Annotated in this window: 18 protein-coding genes; 14 read left to right on the top strand and 4 right to left on the bottom strand. The window is 68.3% G+C overall.

Features of this window, described 5'->3' with window-relative positions:
- Positions 1 to 24 precede the first annotated feature (24 nt).
- Positions 25 to 405: a hypothetical protein gene (locus WDJ57_RS12045; RefSeq protein WP_338901064.1), complete on the top strand. Its 381-nt coding sequence runs from the start codon at positions 25 to 27 to the stop codon at positions 403 to 405.
- A gap of 26 nt (positions 406 to 431) precedes the next feature.
- Here the strand turns inward: WDJ57_RS12045 and WDJ57_RS12040 are convergent, their stop codons facing one another.
- The 4 genes from WDJ57_RS12040 to WDJ57_RS12025 are packed head-to-tail and all read right to left on the bottom strand — an operon-like array spanning position 432 to position 5773.
- Complete coding sequence (locus WDJ57_RS12040) at positions 432 to 4553, bottom strand: DNA-directed DNA polymerase II large subunit (RefSeq protein ID WP_338901063.1); 4122 nt, start codon at positions 4551 to 4553, stop codon at positions 432 to 434.
- Positions 4554 to 4563: 10 nt separating this feature from the next.
- Complete coding sequence (locus WDJ57_RS12035; protein ID WP_338901062.1) at positions 4564 to 4986, bottom strand: PPC domain-containing DNA-binding protein; 423 nt, start codon at positions 4984 to 4986, stop codon at positions 4564 to 4566.
- 42 nt (positions 4987 to 5028) lie between these two features.
- Positions 5029 to 5544, bottom strand: a complete 516-nt coding sequence (locus WDJ57_RS12030) for a 2'-5' RNA ligase family protein (protein WP_338901061.1) — start codon at positions 5542 to 5544, stop codon at positions 5029 to 5031.
- Positions 5545 to 5587: 43 nt separating this feature from the next.
- Positions 5588 to 5773, bottom strand: coding sequence for a DUF7554 family protein (locus tag WDJ57_RS12025; protein WP_338901060.1), 186 nt, complete (start codon positions 5771 to 5773; stop codon positions 5588 to 5590).
- 89 nt (positions 5774 to 5862) lie between these two features.
- Between WDJ57_RS12025 and WDJ57_RS12020 the strand changes: the two genes are divergently transcribed.
- From WDJ57_RS12020 to argF, 13 genes are all read left to right on the top strand, one after another.
- Positions 5863 to 6996 (top strand): DUF7345 domain-containing protein, encoded by a 1134-nt coding sequence (locus tag WDJ57_RS12020; protein WP_338901059.1) that lies wholly within the window; start codon positions 5863 to 5865, stop codon positions 6994 to 6996.
- 78 nt (positions 6997 to 7074) lie between these two features.
- Complete coding sequence (locus WDJ57_RS12015; RefSeq protein WP_338901058.1) at positions 7075 to 8097, top strand: DUF7490 domain-containing protein; 1023 nt, start codon at positions 7075 to 7077, stop codon at positions 8095 to 8097.
- Positions 8090 to 8392, top strand: coding sequence for a hypothetical protein (locus WDJ57_RS12010; protein WP_338901057.1), 303 nt, complete (start codon positions 8090 to 8092; stop codon positions 8390 to 8392). The genes WDJ57_RS12015 and WDJ57_RS12010 overlap by 8 nt, the downstream gene beginning before the upstream one ends.
- Before the next feature lie 154 nt (positions 8393 to 8546).
- Entirely contained in the window at positions 8547 to 9395 is an 849-nt protein-coding gene (locus tag WDJ57_RS12005) for a hypothetical protein (protein ID WP_338901056.1), read from the top strand.
- Positions 9396 to 9736: 341 nt separating this feature from the next.
- Positions 9737 to 10945 (top strand): argininosuccinate synthase, encoded by a 1209-nt coding sequence (locus WDJ57_RS12000; RefSeq protein WP_338901055.1) that lies wholly within the window; start codon positions 9737 to 9739, stop codon positions 10943 to 10945.
- 2 nt (positions 10946 to 10947) lie between these two features.
- Positions 10948 to 12411: an argininosuccinate lyase gene (gene argH, locus WDJ57_RS11995; RefSeq protein ID WP_338901054.1), complete on the top strand. Its 1464-nt coding sequence runs from the start codon at positions 10948 to 10950 to the stop codon at positions 12409 to 12411.
- A 237-nt stretch (positions 12412 to 12648) separates the two neighbouring features.
- Positions 12649 to 12813 (top strand): lysine biosynthesis protein LysW, encoded by a 165-nt coding sequence (gene lysW / locus WDJ57_RS11990; protein ID WP_338901053.1) that lies wholly within the window; start codon positions 12649 to 12651, stop codon positions 12811 to 12813.
- Between the two features lie 45 nt (positions 12814 to 12858).
- Complete coding sequence (gene lysX, locus WDJ57_RS11985) at positions 12859 to 13752, top strand: lysine biosynthesis protein LysX (RefSeq protein ID WP_380629759.1); 894 nt, start codon at positions 12859 to 12861, stop codon at positions 13750 to 13752.
- On the top strand, positions 13749 to 14786 hold the full coding sequence (gene argC / locus WDJ57_RS11980) for an N-acetyl-gamma-glutamyl-phosphate reductase (RefSeq protein WP_380629761.1): 1038 nt from the start codon (positions 13749 to 13751) through the stop codon (positions 14784 to 14786). Before lysX ends, argC begins: the two co-directional genes overlap by 4 nt.
- Before the next feature lie 13 nt (positions 14787 to 14799).
- Positions 14800 to 15663, top strand: a complete 864-nt coding sequence (locus WDJ57_RS11975; protein WP_338901052.1) for an acetylglutamate/acetylaminoadipate kinase — start codon at positions 14800 to 14802, stop codon at positions 15661 to 15663.
- Positions 15660 to 16787 carry an aspartate aminotransferase family protein gene (locus WDJ57_RS11970; RefSeq protein WP_338901051.1) on the top strand — a complete coding sequence of 376 codons (1128 nt, stop codon included), beginning with the start codon at positions 15660 to 15662 and terminating at the stop codon, positions 16785 to 16787. Before WDJ57_RS11975 ends, WDJ57_RS11970 begins: the two co-directional genes overlap by 4 nt.
- Entirely contained in the window at positions 16784 to 17899 is a 1116-nt protein-coding gene (locus tag WDJ57_RS11965) for a [LysW]-lysine hydrolase (protein WP_338901049.1), read from the top strand. The genes WDJ57_RS11970 and WDJ57_RS11965 overlap by 4 nt, the downstream gene beginning before the upstream one ends.
- 2 nt (positions 17900 to 17901) lie before the next feature.
- Positions 17902 to 18789, top strand: a complete 888-nt coding sequence (argF, locus tag WDJ57_RS11960) for an ornithine carbamoyltransferase (RefSeq protein ID WP_338901048.1) — start codon at positions 17902 to 17904, stop codon at positions 18787 to 18789.
- The last annotated feature ends 43 nt before the right edge of the window (positions 18790 to 18832 follow it).

The raw sequence follows: 18832 nt of genomic DNA, 5'->3' as shown, positions 1-18832 counted from the left end.
GGCGTGGCGCCCAAGGATTCGGGTATGGATGTCCGGGACGCCGTGGAAGCCGACGCCGAGCGCCTCGCCGACCTGACGGATACGCCACGCGACGTGATGCGCAACCTCATCCACGACCGGACCGTCCGCGTCGCCGAGCGCGACGAGGACATCGTCGGGTTCGTCAGCTACGACGCGCGCGAGCGAACCGTCCACATCACCCAGATAGAGGGCGACCCCGACGCCGTCGAGCGGTTACTCGACGAGCCGGTCCGCTTCGCCCGCACCGAGAACATGGCCGTCGAACTGCTCGCCCCCGAGAGCGAGGAGCGCGCCCGGCAGGCCGCCCGCGACGCCGGCTTCGAGGAAGTCGGCACCGGCCCCCACTTCGAGGGGGAGCCGACACGACGCTACCGCCTGGAGTAGCGGCGCGAAAAGAGCGAGCGGTTCACTCACATGAAGTCCGCAATACCCGACTGCTTGTTCTTGTCGTTCTCGAAGATACGCTCGATGCGCTTTTCGAGTATCTTCAGCCGCTGTTTCGTGTAGTCGCGGGCACCGAACTCCTCGGCGACGCGGATGGCCGTGTCCATGTACTTGTTGACCGACCCCTCGTGGACGGTCAGCGTCATGTCGCCGCCACACTCCCGGCAGTCGCCGGTCAGCGGCGCGCGGCGGTACTTCTCGCCACAGCCCAGACAGCGCACCTCCTGGCCGGAGAAGGCCTTGAGGTTGCCCAGCAGGTCCGGCAGGAAGTGGTACTCGATGATGCGCTCGGCCACGTCGGACTCGTTGACCGCCCGGAGCTTCCGCGAAATCGAGAGCTGTGCGTCCATCTTCTCGGTCATCGACCCCAGCGTCTTGTACGCCGACAGCGCCGGCCCCGCCGCGATGTTGGTCGTGTCGTGGGTGTGGTCGAACCCGGTGTACTCGCCGTCGGTCCCCAGGCGCTCCTCGGCGATGGTCATGATATCTTCGACCTCGCCGGGGTCGGCCATCTCGCGGGTGGCCTCGTAGAACTCGCGAGGGTACTCCCGCATGATGTCCATGTTGTGCGCCTCGTCGTCGATCTCCGAGGGGTCGATGCGCGAGGACATCACCAGGGGCGCGTCCATTCGGCCGCCCCGCTGGTCCGGGAGGTACTTCTTGCTGAAGTTGAGGAGGCCGTCGAGGAGCAGCATGACGCAGTCTTCGTCACCGTCGCACTGACCGACTGCCAACCCGTTCGCCGACAACCGGTGAGTCTCGGACACCGTGAGGCAGTACGTGTACTCGACATCGGACGAGATGTACTGAACTGTCTCTACGGTATCGAGGTCCGAACCGCCATCGGCGGTAAGTCCACTGGGAACCGCCGTCTGGGCCCGAGATTTCGCTCCGAGTACTGGGACTCGGTCACCTTTCCCCAGAGTATGTGCTGGAACTGTCTGGAGTTCGTCCGACCAGCGCACCATCGAGTGGTCTGGAGTGACAGTTAGCTTCCGCCCACTCTGCATCTCGATTTCTATCAGATGGTCCGGAGCAGGGTGTTTGGAAACGGCCTCGACGGGCTGGACGGTCTCCGTCCCATCGTCGCTCAGCGAGGGGACGCGAATCTGACCGTCGAGTTCCTGGACGAGCGTCCCGAAGTCGTCCGTCTCGGGATCGTCGAGTCGGTCCTCCACGAGCGTCTCGATGTGTTCGTGGTGCCACTCCCCGTCGACGTCTTCGTACCAGACCTTGGTCTCCGGGTGGAAGCAATTCCGGCGCTTCGAGGCGTGAAAGTACGGATGCGCATAACCTACTGCGGCGGTCGTGAACCCGACGACGCGACCGACAACGGCTGCGCTCGTGTGCGGTGCCATCCCGAAGACGAGTTCGCCGACCAGGTCGTCCCGTTCGTTCAGTTCGTAGTACGGCTCCAGGCCGTAGTACTGCGAGAGCAGGTCGTCGACGAAGTCAGCGGTTTGAAGCATGTGCTCGGCCGCGCCGTCGGAGAGCACGATGTCCTGGACCTTGAGTTCGACCAGCTGGTCGTCGAACCGCAGCGGGTCGCCCTCGATGTCCGTCTCGTAGCCCAGTTCACGGAAGTGGTCGGCGGTGACGTCGAGTTCCTCAGGGCGGACCGCCGTCACCGGAAGGTCGGTCATGTCGTAGCGGACGGTGCCGTCCTTGAACGCCGACACCTCGTGTTTCGCGCGGAGGATGCCCTTCTCCAGCGGTTCGGGAATCTTCTCCGCCGACGAGAGCCCCTTGACGGCCTTCAACTGGTCGAAGGCTGCGGGTCGCTCCCCGACGCCCTGCAGCGCATCGCGGAACTCGGTGTTGATATTCAGCGTCTCGTACTGGGTCGGCGACGCCAGCGTCTCGCAGTTGGGACACTCCGCGCGGCCGGACTCGTCGGGTTCGACCTCGCGCTCGCAGTCCCGACAGACGAACACCGGCTCGGTCGTCCCGCCGCAGTCGGGACACCGGGCGCGGTAGGTCCGGGTCCCGCAGTCGGTGCAGTCCCGCCGGGCCACCTCGACCTCGACCTCGCCTTTGGTTCCTTCGACGGCATCGCCGTGCTGGGCGGCCTTCGCCACGTCGCGCTGGTTGCCGCCGGCGGCCCCGATGGGAAAGAGCGTGTGGACCGCGGGTGAGAGTTCGCGCTGCTCGGATTTCTCCGGGCGGCCCATCCGGTTACCGATGCGGGTCGGAGCGCGCTCCCGGAGGGTAAACGGGGCGAGTTCGTTCACCGCCTGGATGGCGTTGTCGCCGCCGTCGTAGCTCCGGGCGCGCTCGGAGAGGTCCGTCGTCGTCCAGTCGCGGGAGAGGTCGGCGTCGAACCCCAGCGAGCGGACCAGCGGTCGCCACTCGGGGACGACCAGCGTCTCCTCGTGCTGGGTGTGGGTCACCAGCAGGTGCTCCAGCGTCTCGCGGACCCGCTCGGAGTGGGGCAGAACGAGGTCGCTGCTGCCGGCGTCGGCCGACGTGTCGGTGACCGCACCGTCACTGGCGGCGAGGTCAGCATCCTCCACAGCGTCGGCGAGCGCCAGCACGTCGTCGACGGTCACGTCGTGCCAGAGGTAGGTGTACGACGGGTGCAGCGGTGCGTCGTAGTCGGTCGCCCACTCCAGGGCCTCGGCCGGGGAGGGGTCCTCCAGGTCGACCTCGGGGGCGTCCTGCATCGCCTGGACCGGCGCGCCGGCGTCGGAAAAGTCCTGGACCCACCACTCGACGGTGTAGGAGGCGGGCGCGAGCGGGTGGTTGTTCTCGACGAACTCGCCGTAGTTGACCAGATACTCGCCGACGTCCAGAATCTTCTCGACGCCGTTGCGGACCTCCAGGGCCTCCTTCGGGTCGTCGATGCGGCGCACTTCGCCGTTGGCGAGGCGGACCGTCGGCCCCTCGATGGTGTCGACGGGCACGACGCCGGCGGCCTTGCCCGGCCGCTCGGTCTTTATCTGCGTCCCGGTCGCGAGGAAGTCGTCGACGAGGTGCATCGTCGCCGGGTGGACGCCCGCGGTGGCGAAGCCGTGGTTGCGCGCCCGGCCGTAGCGAAGGCGGAAGCCGCCGGACTCGCTCGGGTGCGAGAAGACCGGCCGGCCGGCGATGAGGTCCCGCAGGTACTTCGTGGCCGGGTCGACGCGGGGCGGACCCGACCGCTCGCTGTCGGCCTCCTCGTCGTCGCCCTCGTCTGCGCTTTCGTCGCCATCGCCGTCGGCGTCCGCATCCTCGGACTCTGCGTCGGCGTCGTTCTCGGCGCTCTTGTCCTTGTAGTTGCCGTCGATGAGGTCCTGGAGCCACGGCCAGTCGACCTCGTCGAGTGACCCGGTGTAGCGCTGTATCTTCGGGGCCTTCAGCGCGATCCCCTCCGCGAGGACGAGGCACATCCCGCCACGCGAGGAGTTGGTGTCGACCCGTTCCAGGTCGCGAAAGCCCGACACCTCCTCGTCGCCGGTGGCCTCGCCGTCGAGCATGATTGGCATGTGCTCGGCGATGAACTCCGTCTCCTTCTCCTTGGGCGAGTACTGGAGGCCGGTCTCCTGGTCGTAGAGCGCGACCTCCTCGGCGTAGCGGGCAATCTCGTCGCTGCGTGGCTTGTACTGGTCGATGTCCAGCAGCGCGCGGGCGTAGTCGGCCACGAGAACGGACAGCGCCTGCGCGGTCCCGCCGGCGGAGCGGATGGGGCCGGCGTAGTAGACGTTGATGAACTCCGTGCCGTCGTCGTTCTCCAGCAGCTCCACGCGGTCGATGCCCTCGATGGGCGCTGCGACGACGCCCTCCGTCAGCAGTGCGACGGCGGTCCGGACCGCGCCCTCGACCTTGCCGGCGCGGGTGTCGTAGTCGCCGACCGTTCCCTCGACGAAGTCCTCGACGAGTTCCAGCGCGGCCTCCTCGCGGCTCATCTGCCCCTCTAGTTCGCGGACGCGCTCGGCGACGCCCTCGATGCCGAGGATGTTCTCGACGCGGTCGGCCATGTCGCGGGCGACCGGAATCTCCACCTCGGGGGCCGGGTCGCCGCCGCGCTCGCGGGCGGCGTTGGCCACGTCGAAGGCCTCGTCGAGTTCGGCTTCGAGTTCCGCGAAGTAGCGCTCGTCTGCCGGTCTCATCGCTGGCCCGTCACAGCGGCCAGAGATCGAGGTCCGTGACCTCGTCGTGCTCGCGCTCCAGGTGCGCGTCGAACTCGCGGACGTACAGTTCGCCCGCGAAGGTTGTCGCGGCCTCCAGGTGACCCGCGACGGTGCTGCCGTCCTCGCGGCTGAGCGCGACGTGGGTGTGCGCGAAGCGGCCGTCGTCCAGCCAGGAGATGTTGCCGACTGCCGGGGCGACCTCGAATGGCTCGTCGAACTCGATGGCCTCGTACTCCTGGGTGTCCTGGTCGTAGAAGTACAGCGTCGCGTCCTGGACCGCGCCCAGGCCGAAGAAGAAGGCGGCGTCGATGTCCTCCTCGGCGGCGAAGTCCTCTATCTGGCCGCGCCAGTCCGCGCCGTGTTCCAGACGTGCCACGTACTCCCTGGCACCTTCGACTTCCTGGTAATCCATGTTCGATAGCGACGGACGGTACCCTCAAAAGCGTTGTCTGTCCTACCGCCCGGCCGGCAGCGAGACGGTCCCCGCGGGCTGGCTCCGCTCGGCGTCCCAGAAGACCAGTTCCGAGACGGTCCACTCCACGGGGTCGACGTCGCGGACAGCCAGGCGCTCGGCCGCGTCGACGCTCCCGCCGCGAGCGATTGTGACGTGTGGCGCGTAGTCGTCGCCCTCGATGCCGTCGACGGGGTCGAACTGTTCGCAGAGGCGCTCGTGGAAGTCGCGGAGTCCGGGTGACTCCACCGCGAGGTAGACGACGGGGGCCGCGCCGGTGGCCGGGTCGGCGAAGTAGTCGACGCCGGAGACCCGCGCCGCGAAGGCGGGCGCACCGGTGAGTGCGTCCCGGGCCCGGGCGGAGAGTCGCTGGAACGCCGCCCGGTCGCCCGTCCCCAGTCGCTTCGCAACCAGCGTGTGCTCTCCGCGCGTGCGAGCGCGAGCGCCGGGGAGGTCCCGCGCCAGGTCGGCGGCCAGCGCGGACACCTCGCTCGGGACCGGGACGTTCAGGCTGTACACACCCGAAGGAGGGCGCGAACCGGAAAAAGGCCGTCGGGTCGGGTCAGATGCGGTCGAGGAAGTAGAGGACGATGAGGACGATGAGCACCAGCCCCAGTATCTTCGGTAGCGGCGTCAGGATGAAGGCAAGCGTGTCGAGGAAGACCTCCAGAATCTCCAGTGCGAGCCAGACCACCGCCAGGACGAGGACCACCTTCAGGAGGGTGTCGGTGTCGATGTCGCCGCGCATGGAGCCACTGGGTCGGCTGCCGTCATATCCCTTCTGGCCCCTCGTCGGCAGTAAAGGGTTTGAGTCAGCGGGAGAAACCACCTGCCCGTATGCTGAGACGCGCAGGGCGGGCAGCGGTGCTGGCGGTCGTGGTCCTCGCGGCGCTGTCGGGTGCCGTGGCCGCGTTCGACAGTGACGCGCTCACCCAGGTCGACGTGGAGACCGACTCGACCACGCTGAACGTCGACGTCGGAGCCGACGGCAACGCCTCCTGGGAGGTCGTCTACCGGATTCAACTGGACGACGAGAACCGCACCGCGGCCTTCGAGGACCTGGCGCAGGACGTCGCGAGCGACCCCGCGACGTACCGCGGGACGTTCCGCGACCGGATGGAGCGAACAGTCGCCGCCGCGGAGAACGCCACTGGCCGGGAGATGAGCGTCCGGAACGTCTCCGTCGAGACGCGCCGCGAGTCCCAGCCACAGGGCGAGTACGGCCTGCTCGTCTACCGCTTCGCGTGGACTGACTTCGCCGCCGTCGACGGCGATACCGTCGAGGTCGGCGACGCCATCGACCAGTTCTTCCTCGACGGCGGGACCACGCTGTCCGTTAGCTGGCCCGCCGACTACGCTGCCGAGTCGGTGTCGCCGGACGCGGACGTCACGAACGAGAACGAAGTCGTCTGGCAGGGCCAGCGGGACTTCGACGCCGGCCAGCCCCGCGTCGTGCTCGTTCCCGAGGACCAGGCCGGGAGCGGCGGTGGAGCGGGAGACGGCGGCGACGGTGCCGACGGCGGTGACGGCACGACCGGCGACGGCACCAGCCTCCAGTTCGTCCTGCTGCTGGCGCTCGGCGCGATGCTTGTCGCCAGCGCCGTCTGGCTGTTCGTCCGCGAGAGCGGCATGTCGACGCCCCTCGACGGGGACGACGGGACGGCGGGGGCTGCGCCAGCCGAGGACAGCGGCGACGCCCCCGATACCGGGGCGGACGACGAGCCGGACGGTCCGCCGGCCGAGCTGCTGAGCAACGAGGAGCGGGTGCTGCGCCTGCTGGAGGACAGCGGCGGCCGGATGAAACAGAAGGCGGTCGCCGAGCAACTGGACTGGACGGCCGCCAAGACCAGCCAGGTGGTCGGTGACCTCCGCGACGAGGACAAACTCGACTCGTTCCGCCTCGGCCGCGAGAACGTCCTCACGCTCCCGGACGTGGAACTCGAACCGAGCGGCCCCGACGACGAGGAGTGACGGTCCTGACGGCGACGTTCGTCTAGCACACTCTGGACAACCACAAGACACTTTATTCGATGCAGCGGGGAACGGGGTATGCGCAGGGACGTCGCCCTGGGCGGTCTCCTGGCAGCAGTGCTCGTCCTCTCGGTCCTGTCGGCCCTGGCGGTCCCCGGGGCGCTGGCCGAGCGGCGCGAGGAGCCGCCCGACGGGTTCGTCAGACTGAGCGAGATAACTATCAGCGACGGCGCCGTCGGCGGCGAGACCGTCGAGTTGCGGACCGACGTCCGGCTGGCGAACCGCGGCGGCGTCTCGGAGAACGTCAGCGTCGAGTTCCGGGCGGTCGGCACCGACTCCGGCATCGTGGAGACGAGTCGGACGGTCGAGGTCGGGCGGGTGAGCGACCGGCGCGAAGTCCCGGTGGTCACGAACCTCACCGTCGGGCGGGGGAGCGACTACCGCATCGAGGCCATCGTCTACCAGGACGGCCAGCGCCTAGACGCCGGTGACAGGACGGTGCGCGGAATCGACTCGCTGACGCCCGCCTACGCCGAGACTGGCGTCTCGTTCCACCGCTTCGCCATCGACGACATGCCGGCCATCGAGTACAGCATCGGGACCGTCGCGGACAACCGGACGACGCTCGACGTGTCGACGTTTCTCACGAACAGGGGCGCGACCCCGTCCGGCGAGTTGCGAGTCGTCCTCAAGGCCAGGCAGGTCGACTCGAGCATCGTCGCCGACCGGACCGAGGTCCGACTGGACGGTATCGGCCCCGGCCAAACCGCCACGCCGTCGGCGAGCCTGACGGTCCCGTCGTCGTACAACTACTACCTCGACGCCGTCCTCTACTCGGGGGGCGTCGTCGTCGGGACCGCCCGCTCCGGCGCGAGCCTCGACCCGACGGAGACCGTCGAGGTGAACACTACCCGACGCGACGTGGGCCTGGAGGTCGGTGACTTCGAAACCGACGGTGGCGATGACGGCCGCCGAGACGGCGGTGACAGGGAGACCGAGACGCCATCGGAATCCGGACCCGGGTTCGGTATCGGCGTCGCGGCGGTGGCGATACTGCTCGCGCTCGTCGCACGCGCACACGGCGGTGAGACCCATGAGTGACACGACAGAATCGACGACGGACGAGGCGAACAGCACCGGGGACGAGCAGACGGTCATGCTCCCCGAGTCGATGGTGGCCTACCTCTACCGGGGCGCAGTCGTCGGACTGGCGGGACTCGCGCTGGTCGCGACCGTCCAGTTCTACCTGAGCGCGTCGCGGGCCATCTCAATCTGGATTGCGTCGGACTACGAACCGTTCTTCCAGTCGGCGTTCAACCTCGCCGTGATACTCGCCTGCGGGCTCGGGCTGTCGCTGCTGGTTCAGCGGCTCCGCCAGGACGAATCCGGTATATAAGCATTTCCACGGTTCACCTCCGAGTAGCACTCCGCCAGCGACGAACCGACAGACTGCGAGGGTTTTTAATCGGCGTTAATCGTGGTTAATCGGGCGAGAGTCGGCTTCAGCGAGTGTCGTTTATATAGGGTTGGCAGGACAAGGACGAGATACGATGCGACGAAGCACCGCAGTCACGATGGCAGTGCTCGTCGTCGTCTCCGTGGCCGCCGTGCCGATTTCGGGGCTGGCCGCGACGGGCGACGGCGTGCTGGCCGACAGTCACGACAGTAACGCGACGGCGACCAACGGCACCGACGGCAACGCGAGCGTCGCCCCCGGCGAGCGCCTCTCCGGCGTCGTCGGCGTCCAGCAGGCCGAGCTAGAGGGCGAAGTCGACAGGCGGGCCTTCGGCCTCCAGGTCGCCAAGGCGGCGTCGAACGAGAGCAAGGCCGGGGTCGTCGCCGCGCAGGTCGGTGACGTCCAGCAGCGGATTGCCGACCTGCGGGAACGCCAGCAGGCACTCAACGAGTCCGTGCAGAACGGCTCCATCAGCGAGGGCAAGTACAGGGCACAGGTCGCCGAACTGGGCGCGAAGATGCAGACCGCGAAGGACCTGGCGAACCAGACGGCGAGCGAATCCGAGGGACTACCTGTCGACCTGCTCAAGTCGAAGGACATCAACGCGACGGCCATCCAGCAGCTGCGAGAGCGCGCCAGCGAACTCGGCGGCAAGCAGGTCGCCGACATCGCGCGCAGCATCGCCGGCCCGAGCGCCGCGCCCCGCGGCCCGCCGGCAGACGCCGGACCCGGGCAGGGGATGCCTGACGACGTGGCGGACGGCGACATGCCCGACATGCCCGGTGACAACGCGGCTGGTGACGACACGGTCAGCGACAACGTGACCGACGGCAACCAGTCCGGCGGGCAGATGGGCGGCGCCGACGGCCAGATGGGGCCCGACGGGTCCGACGCGGACAACGCGACAGACGGCACTCGCGGCGGCTCGCCCGGCGGACGCTAACCCGACAGCGGCCAGAACGTATCTCGGACGGTGCTCGTCGCCCCGGCCGCGGCGGTGTCGCTCGCACGGCGAGGCTGACGCGCGTCAGCGAATCGCACACCACGCGCTTCTCGGAACTTATTTGTAGTCCACTCCGGCTATTCCTGCGTACATGACCCGGACCCGCGACGCTCGTGGCGTGCCCGTCGCCACCGGCGGGTCCGTTCGACTTCTGCGAGAACCACGACGACCGGGCCGTTAGGCCCGCTATTACTCACCCATCGACGTTCTGACCGGTCACCAATCGCCGCCCACCGTCGGGTTCCGGGGCGGACATCGTTCACCCGACACACTACACACAAATGCCAGAAGGAAACCGCGTCGCGCTCGCCTTTTCGGGTGGGCTCGACACGACAGTTTGCGTCCCGCTGCTCGAAGAGGAGTACGGCTACGACGAGGTCATCGGCGTCACCGTCGACGTCGGCCAGCCGAAAAAGGAGTTCGCCGAGGCCGAGGAGACCGCCGAGGCCTTAGACGTCGACAACTACGTCGTCGACGCCAGGGAGGAGTTCGCCGACCTCTGCCTGCGCTCGGTGAAGGCGAACGCCACCTACCAGGGCTACCCGCTGGGCACCGCGCTCGCGCGCCCGGTCATCGCCCAGGCCATCCTCGACGTCGCCATCGAACAGGACTGCGACGCCGTCGCCCACGGCTGCACCGGCAAGGGCAACGACCAGCTCCGGTTCGAGGCCGTCTGGCGCGACTCCGACCTGGAGGTCATCGCGCCCGTCCGCGAACTCGGTCTGACCCGCGAGTGGGAGATGGAGTACGCCGCCGAGCGCGACCTGCCCGTCGAGGGCGGCAACGAGGGTCGCTACAGCATCGACACGAACCTCTGGAGCCGCTCCATCGAGGGCTCGGAGCTAGAGGACCCCGCGACCATCCCCGAGGACGACATCTACGACTGGACGGACAACCCCAGCGGCAAGGAGGCCGAACTGGTCGACATCGCGTTCGAGAGCGGCGAACCCGTCGCGCTCGACGGCGAGGAAATCGACTCCGTCGAACTCGTCGAGGCGCTCAACGAGCGCGCCGGCGCACACGGCGTCGGCCGCACGGACATGATGGAGGACCGCATGCTGGGTCTGAAGGTCCGCGAGAACTACGAGCACCCGGCCGCGACGGTCCTGCTGACCGCCCACGAGGCGCTGGAGCAACTCGTCCTGACCCAGGAGGAGCGCCAGTTCAAGCAGCAGGTCGACCAGCAGTGGGCGCAGAAGGGCTATCAGGGCCTCATCGACGCGCCCATCGTCGATGCCCTCGAAGGATTCATCGACAGCACGAACGAGCGCGTGACCGGGACCGTCACCGTGAAACTGGAGGGCGGCCACTGCCGCCCGGTCAGCCGCGAGAGTGAGTACGCCGTCTACAGCAAGTCCGCGGCCTCGTTCGACCAGGAGGACGTGCAGGGCGGCATCACCCAGCAGGACGCCACCGGCGTCGCGAAGTACCACGGCTTCCAGTCGCGCCTGGCCAACACCGCCATCGAGAACGCCACCAAGGACGAGTAAACATGACCGAGGAGAGCGAGCCCGACGACAGCGTCGTCCGCCGCGACCGCTTCAGCGGCGGCCCAGCGCGGGACTTTCTCTCCTCGCTCGCCGCCGACGAGCGCATCTTCGCCGCCGACCTCGCCGTCGACCGTGCACACGTCGTGATGCTCGCCGAGCAGGGCATCGTCGACGGGGACGACGCCGGCGCGATTCTCGCGGCACTCGACGACATCGAGGACGACGGCCACGGCGCACTCCCCGACGGCGAGGACGTCCACGAGGCCATCGAGACGGCCGTCATCGAGCGCGTCGGGCCCGAGGGCGGCCGGATGCACACCGCCCGCTCGCGCAACGACGAGGTGGCGGCCTGCATCCGCTACCGCCTGCGCGAGGACGTGCTGGACCTGCTGGAGACAGTCGTGGACGCACGCGAGCAACTGCTGGCGGTGGCCGCCGAGCACACCGAGACCGTGATGCCCGGCTACACGCACCTCCAGCCTGCCCAGCCGACGACGGTGGCCCACTGGCTGTGCTCCTACGAGGAGGCGCTGGCCCGGGACACCGGCCGCCTGCTGGACGCCTACGGGCGCGTCAACCAGTCGCCGCTGGGCGGCGCTGCCTTCGCCGGGACGCCCTTCGATATCGACCGCGAGCGGACCGCCGAGTTGCTCGGCTTCGACGGCCTGGTCGAGAACGCGACCGACGCTGCGGCCGCACGTGACTTCCTCGTGGAGACGACCGCCGCGACGGCGACCCTGGCGACGACGCTGTCGAGCCTCGCGGAGGACGTCGTCGTCTTCGCCAGCAAGGGCCACGTCGACCTGGCCGACGACTACGCGTCGACGTCCTCTATCATGCCCCAGAAGAAGAACCCGGACACGCTGGAACTCGTCCGGGGGCGCACCGGCGACGCGACGGCGGGGCTGGAGGGGTTGCTGACGACGCTGAAGGGATTGCCGCGGGCGTACAACCGCGACCTGCAACGCGCCGGCCGGCACGCCTGGGACGCCATCGACTCGGTGAGCGAGAGCGTCGAGGTGGCAGTCGGCGCGGTCGCGACCGCCGACTGGCCCGAGGCGGTGCTGGCCGAGGCAGCGGGCGACGGCTTCGCGACGGCGACCGGCGTCGCGGACCTGCTCGCGCAGGCTGGCGTCCCCTTCCGGACGGCTCACGAGCTGGTTGCCTCCGCCGCAGCGGACAGCGACGACCCCGGCTTCGCGGAACTGGACGCCGCCAGCGAGGACGTCCTCGGCGAGTCGCTGACCGCCTACGTGCCCAGAGAGGAGGTCGAGGCGGCGCTTTCCCCCGCCGAGAGCGTCGCGATGCGGGACTCCCGCGGGGGACCGGCCCCCGAGGCAGTCGAGCAGTCGCTTTCGCGCGCGACAGAGGCGCTGGCCGCGGACCGCGAGGCCGTCGAGTCCCGCCGGGCGGCCGTCGCGGACGCGGCGGCGGAACGCCAGTCGGAGGTGGACGGCTATGTCTGAGCGACTGACAGACGCCGAGAGCGGTCAGGCGGGTACAGACGCCGGCCAGCGCGGCCGACGACCGGCCCCAGTACGACGACCACCCCCGCGAGGGGATAATGTACCAGAATACTGAACATCTGATTCAGCACGTCGCGAAAACCGGCACTTCACACGCTTAGAGTTGCGTATGCGTCACTATTCTGTTCTGATAAGTTCGAAGGCTTTAAGTCGATAGACGGACGAACAGCAGGTACAATGGCAGAATGCATCGAGTGTGGGGCCGACGTGACCCTGCACGAGGACATCGAAGTCGGAGAGATCGTCGACTGTTCGACCTGCGGTGCCGAACTCGAAGTGCTGGCGGTCGACCCCGTCGAACTCGACACGGCACCCGAGCTGGAAGAAGACTGGGGTGAGTGAGATGACAGCGGCCGGGCTCGACCGGCCAACTCCCCGGAGGCACCTATGAAAGTCGGCATCCTCTACTCGCGCATCCGGAAAGACGAGAAACTGTTGCTCTCGGAGCTACGCGAGCGCGACCACGACGTGGCGAAGATAGACGTTCGCAGACAGCGCTTCGGTCTCTCGGAGCCGCCGGCGGAGTTCGAGGACGTGGACGTCCTCGTCGACCGCTGTCTGGCGACCAGCCGCAGCCTCTACGCGACGGAGTTCGCCGACGCCTACGGCGTGCCCATCGTCAACAGCGCCGAGACGGCCGAGGTCTGCGCGGACAAGGTCAAGAACAGCCTCGCGCTGGAGCAGGCGGGCGTGCCGACGCCGAACACCGAAGTCGCGTTCACGAAGGACGCCGCGATGGACATTATCCAGGACTTCGGCTACCCCTGCGTGCTGAAGCCGGTCATCGGCTCCTGGGGCCGTCTGATGGCGAAACTGGAGTCCGACTCCGCCGCGGAGGCCGTCTTAGAGCACAAGGAAGTGCTCGGCCACTACGAGCACAAGGTGTTCTACATCCAGGAGTTCGTCGAGAAGCCGGGTCGTGACATCCGCGTGCTGGCGGCCGACGGCGAGCCAATCGCTGCGGAGGTTCGTTCGGCAGACCACTGGCTGACGAACGCCTCGAAGGGGGCAGACGTCACCGAATTCGACATGGACGATGAGAGCCGCGACCTCGTGGCACGGGCGAGCGAGGCCGTCGGCGGCGGGTTGCTCGGAATCGACCTGATGGAGACCGGTGTCGATGAAAACGGAAACCCGACTGGCTACACCGTCCACGAGGTCAATCACAACGTCGAGTTCAAGGCACTCGACGGGGCGGTCGAAACCGACGTGCCCGCCGCAGTCGTCGACTGGCTGGAAGCGAAAGTCGAATCCGAGACCGATACAGAGGTGACGGCATGACGTATACGGCCAGCGTCGTCGGCGGCAGCGGGTTCACCGGCGGCGAGTTGCTTCGCATCCTCGATGGCCACCCCGAGTTCGAAATCGCACAGGCCACCAGCCGGTCGAAGGAGAACAAGACCGTCGGCCACGCCCACCCGAATCTGCGCCACCGGGACCTGCGCTTCTCGCACCCGGAGGACCTGGAATCGGTGGACGTGCTGTTCGCCGCGACCCCTCACGGCGTCTCGATGGAGCGCATCGACGCCTTCCAGGACGCCGCGGACACCGTGGTCGACCTCTCCGCCGACTTCCGGCTGAACACGGAGGAGCAGTACGACGAGTGGTACGACGGCCACGTCCGGCCGGAGTTGCTGGAGAAGTCCGTCTACGCGCTGCCGGAACTCACCCGCGACGAACTGCCGGGTGCCGACCTCATCGCCTCCGGCGGGTGCAACGCCACGGCCACCATCCTCGGCCTGCTCCCGCTGTTCGAGGCGGACATCCTCTCGGGCGACGAGCAGGTCGTCGTCGACGTGAAGGTCGGCTCCAGCGAGGGCGGCGCCGGCGGTGGCGAGGCCTCCTCGCACCCCGAGCGCTCGGGCGTCGTCCGCCCGTACGCGCCGACCGGTCACCGCCACGAGGCGGAAATCGAACAGTTCCTCGGCCTGGACGTCTCCTTCACCGTCCACGCCGTCGACATGATTCGCGGCGCGTCGGCGACGGCGCACGTCTTCCCCGGTCAGCCCGTCTCGAAGGGCGACCTCTGGGGGGCCTACCGCGGGTCCTACGAGGAGGAGCCGTTCGTCGAACTCGTCGCCGGCGGCGGCGGCGTCTATCGCTACCCCGAACCGAAGGCCGTCGCGGGGACGAACCGCGCGGAGGTCGGCTTCGAACTCGACCCCGGGAACAAGCGCATCGTCGCCTTCTCGGCCATCGACAACATGATGAAGGGCTCGGCCGGCCAGGCCCTCCACGCGGCCAACGTCGCGCTGGGCATCGAGGAGACGGCCGGCCTGAACTTCCGCGGGCTCCACCCCGTGGGTGCCCCGTAACGGAGGTTTTCCAATGACTGTAGTTATCAAAGTTGGCGGTGCCCGCGCGGTCGACCCCGCGGGCGCGCTCGCGGACGTCGCATCGCTCGTCGACAGTGGCGAAGACACCGTCGTGACACACGGCGGGTCCACCGCCGTCGACGACACCCTCGAACGCCTCGGCATGGAACCGGAGTACGTCGAGACGCCGAGCGGCGTCGTCGGCCGGTTCACCGACGAGGACACCATAGAGGTCTTCGAGATGGTGATGCCGGGCCTTTTGAACACCGAGATGGTCGCCGGCCTCCAGAGCGAGGACGTCGACGCCGTGGGCCTGTCCGGCGTGGACGGGAAGCTGCTGTACGGTCCGCGCAAGTCCGCGGTCCGCGTCGTCGAGGACGGCAAGCGCAAGATTCGCCGCGGCGACCACTCCGGGTCAATCAAGCAGGTCAACGGCGACCTCCTCGAATCGCTGCTCTCGGACGGTTACACGCCGGTCGTCAGCCCGCCGATGGCCGGGGCAGACGAGGACGGCGTCACGCCGGTCAACACCGACGCCGACCGCTCCGCGGCCGCCATCGCGGGGGAACTCGACGGCACGCTCGTCCTGCTGACGGACGTGCCGGGTATCCTCGAAGACCCCGACGACCGCGACACGCTCATCCGCGAGGTCGAAACCCCCGAGGACTGGACGCGCATGGAAGACGCCGCAGAGGGCTTCATGGGCCGGAAAGTGATGGCCATCAGGGAAGCACTCGAAGGGGGTGCGCCAGAGGTCATCGTCGCAGACGCGAACATCGACCAGCCCGTCGCCACTGCGATGGAGGGCGACGGCACGCACGTCTACCCCAGCGCTCTACCCGACGATGCCGAGACCGACGGAGGTGACGACGAATGAGTGGGTTCGTCTTCAACGAGAAGCCCATTCAAATCGAGGAGGGGGACGGGCCGTACGTCTACGACGACAGCGGCACCGAGTTCCTCGACATGGGCGCGTCCTATGCCTGCGTCCCGCTGGGCCACGACCACGACGCCGTGAAGTCGGCGGTCCAGGAGCAACTCTCGAAGCTCACCTACGTGCAGGCGTCGTACCCCGTTGACGTCCGGACGGAACTGTACGAGCGCCTCGCCGACACGGCCCCGGACCCCATCGACAAGACGTGGCTGTGCAACTCTGGGACGGAGGCCAACGAGGCCGCATTGAAGTTCGCCCGCGCGGCGACGGGCAACTCGAAGATAATCGCCACGATGCAGGGCTTTCACGGCCGTACGATGGGCGCTCTCGCGACCACGTGGAAGAACAAGTACAAGAAGCCCTACGAGCCGCTCATCGGGGACGTGGAGTTCGTGCCCTACGACGACCCCGAGGCGATGCAGGAGGCTGTCGACGACGACACCGCCGCGGTCATCGTCGAACCCGTCCAGGGCGAGGGCGGCATCAACCCCGCCTCCGCGGAGTTCCTGCAGACCACCCGCGAGGCCACCGAGGAGGCCGGTGCCGCGCTCATCTTCGACGAGGTACAGACCGGGATGGGCCGGACCGGCACGCTGTGGGCCGCGGAAGGGGCCGGCGTCGCGCCGGACATGATTACCGCCGCGAAAGGACTGGGCAACGGCCTGCCCGTCGGCGCGACGCTGTGCCGGGACTGGATCGCCGACAACTACGGCTCCCACGCCTCGACGTTCTCCGGCGGCCCGGTCATCTCCGCAGCCGCGAACGCGACGGTGAAGACCATCGTCGAGGAGGACGTCCCCGGTCACGCCGCCGACGTCGGCGAGTACCTTCGTGGGCAACTCGAAGCCGAGGTCGGCGACGCAGCACGCGACATCCGCAGCGAGGGACTGATGGTCGGTGTCGAGGTGAAACGGGGGGCCAACCGCCTGCTGAAGGAACTCGCGTTGAACCACGGGATTCTGGCGCTGCCCGCCGGGCGGACAGTCGTGCGCCTGCTTCCGCCGCTGACGATTACGGAGGAGCACGCCGACCAGGTGGTCGACGCGCTGGTGGACGTGATAACATGAGCGAAGTCAGTCACGGCACCACGGAGACCAAAGCCCAGGGCGAGGCCAGGGACCTGCTGGTGAAACTCGTCGGCATCCCGTCGGTGACCCACAAGGAGCGGGCCTGTGCCGAACAGCTCAAGACGTTCTTCGAGAACCACGACCGCGAGGTGTGGATAGACGACGCGGGCAACGTCCGCGCGCCGGCCGACGACGGCGTCCTCCTGACCTCGCACATCGACACCGTCCCAGGAGACATCCCGGTGCGCGTCGAGACGCTGCCGAGCGATGACGTCGCCTGGGGCGGCGGCGGGAGCCCGCCCGGCGACGAGGCCGACGTGCTCTGGGGCCGGGGGAGCGTCGACGCGAAGGGCCCGCTGGCGTCGATGGCCGTCGCGGCCGTGCGGACGGGCGCGAGTTTCATCGGCGTCGTCGGCGAGGAGGTCGACTCCCGGGGGAGCCGCTACGTCATCGAGGACCGCGAGGCCGAACCGGACGCGGTCATCAACGGCGAACCCTCCGGCTGGGACGGCATCACGCTGGGCTACCGCGGACTGGTGGCCGGGACCTACGTCGCCACCAGCGAGTCCGGGCACACCTCCCGCCCGGAGAACAACGCCATCCAGGACGCCATCCAGTGGTGGGCCAACGTCGAGGACGAGTTCGACACCGACGAGTGGGAACCCGTCTTCGAGCGCGTCACGCCCAAGCCCATCGACATCGACGGCGGGCTCTCGGAGGACGGCCTCTCCGTCGAGGCGACGATGGACGTGCAACTGCGCGTCCCGCCGTCGATGAGCACCGAGGAGGTCATCGAGATAACGGACGGCTACCTCGACGTGGCCGACCGGGTGAACTGGGACGACCGGGTCGAACCCGTCATGCAGAGCCCGCGGACGAAGGTCGCGCGGGCCTTCCGCGGGGCCATCCGCCAGCAGGACGGCGACCCGCGCCTGCTGCGCAAGACCGGGACCAGCGACATGAACGTCTTCGCACAGCACTGGGACTGCCCGATGGTCACGTACGGGCCGGGCGACTCGGACCTCGACCACGCGCCCAACGAACACCTCGGGCTGGACGAATATGATAAGTCAGTGGCGGTACTCGAAACGGCCACGGAGCGGCTCCTGTAACCATGGACCTGGTGGACGTCGACGACCTCACGACCGACGAACTGCACGCAGTCCTCGACCGCGCGGCCGACATCAAGGCCGGCCGGGCGGCCGGCAACCCCGAGAAGCCGCTGGCGGACCAGACGCTGGCGATGATTTTCGAAAAACCGTCGACGCGGACCCGCGTCTCCTTCGAGACGGGCATGACACGGCTGGGGGGGCACGCCATCTTCCTCGGACCGGACGACATCCACCTGGGCCACGGCGAGCCCATCAAGGACACCGCCCGCGCCGTCGCGCGCTACGCCGACTTCATCATGGCGCGGGTGTTCGACCACAGCGACGTGGAGGAACTGGCCGAGTACGCCACGGTGCCGGTGGTCAACGGCCTCACGGACGACGCCCACCCCTGCCAGACGCTCGCTGACCTGCTGACCATCCGTGAACGCTTCGGCTTCGACACCTCGGTCGCGTGGGTCGGCGACGGCAACAACGTCTGCCAGTCGTTCGTCCTCGGCGCGGCGATGGTCGGGCTGGACCTGACGGTCGCGACGCCGCCCGAGTACGACGTCGACGACGACGTGCTCGCCCGCGCGGACGAACTCGGGGCCGCCCCCGAGACGACGACCGACCCCGACGCGGCGGTCGAAGACGCCGACGTCATCTACACCGACGTCTGGGTCAGCATGGGCCAGGAGGACGAACGCGAGGAGAAGCTGTCGGCCTTCGACGGCTTCCAGTTGACGCGCGACTTCGTCGGCGACCGGACCGTGATGCACTGCCTGCCCGCCCACCGCGGCGAGGAGATTACCGACGACGTGCTGGAGAGCGAGAACGCAATCGTCTGGGACCAGGCGGAGAACCGCCTCCACGCACAGAACGGCTTGCTCGTCTGGTTGTCAGAGCAGTAGAACCGCGAACGACCCGCGGGAGTGAGCGGGAGTTTCCTCGCCC

Source organism: Salinibaculum sp. SYNS191, from assembly GCF_037338445.1.
Taxonomy (GTDB): Archaea; Halobacteriota; Halobacteria; order Halobacteriales; family Haloarculaceae; genus Salinibaculum; species Salinibaculum marinum.
This window is presented reverse-complemented; position numbering and strand designations above follow the sequence as displayed.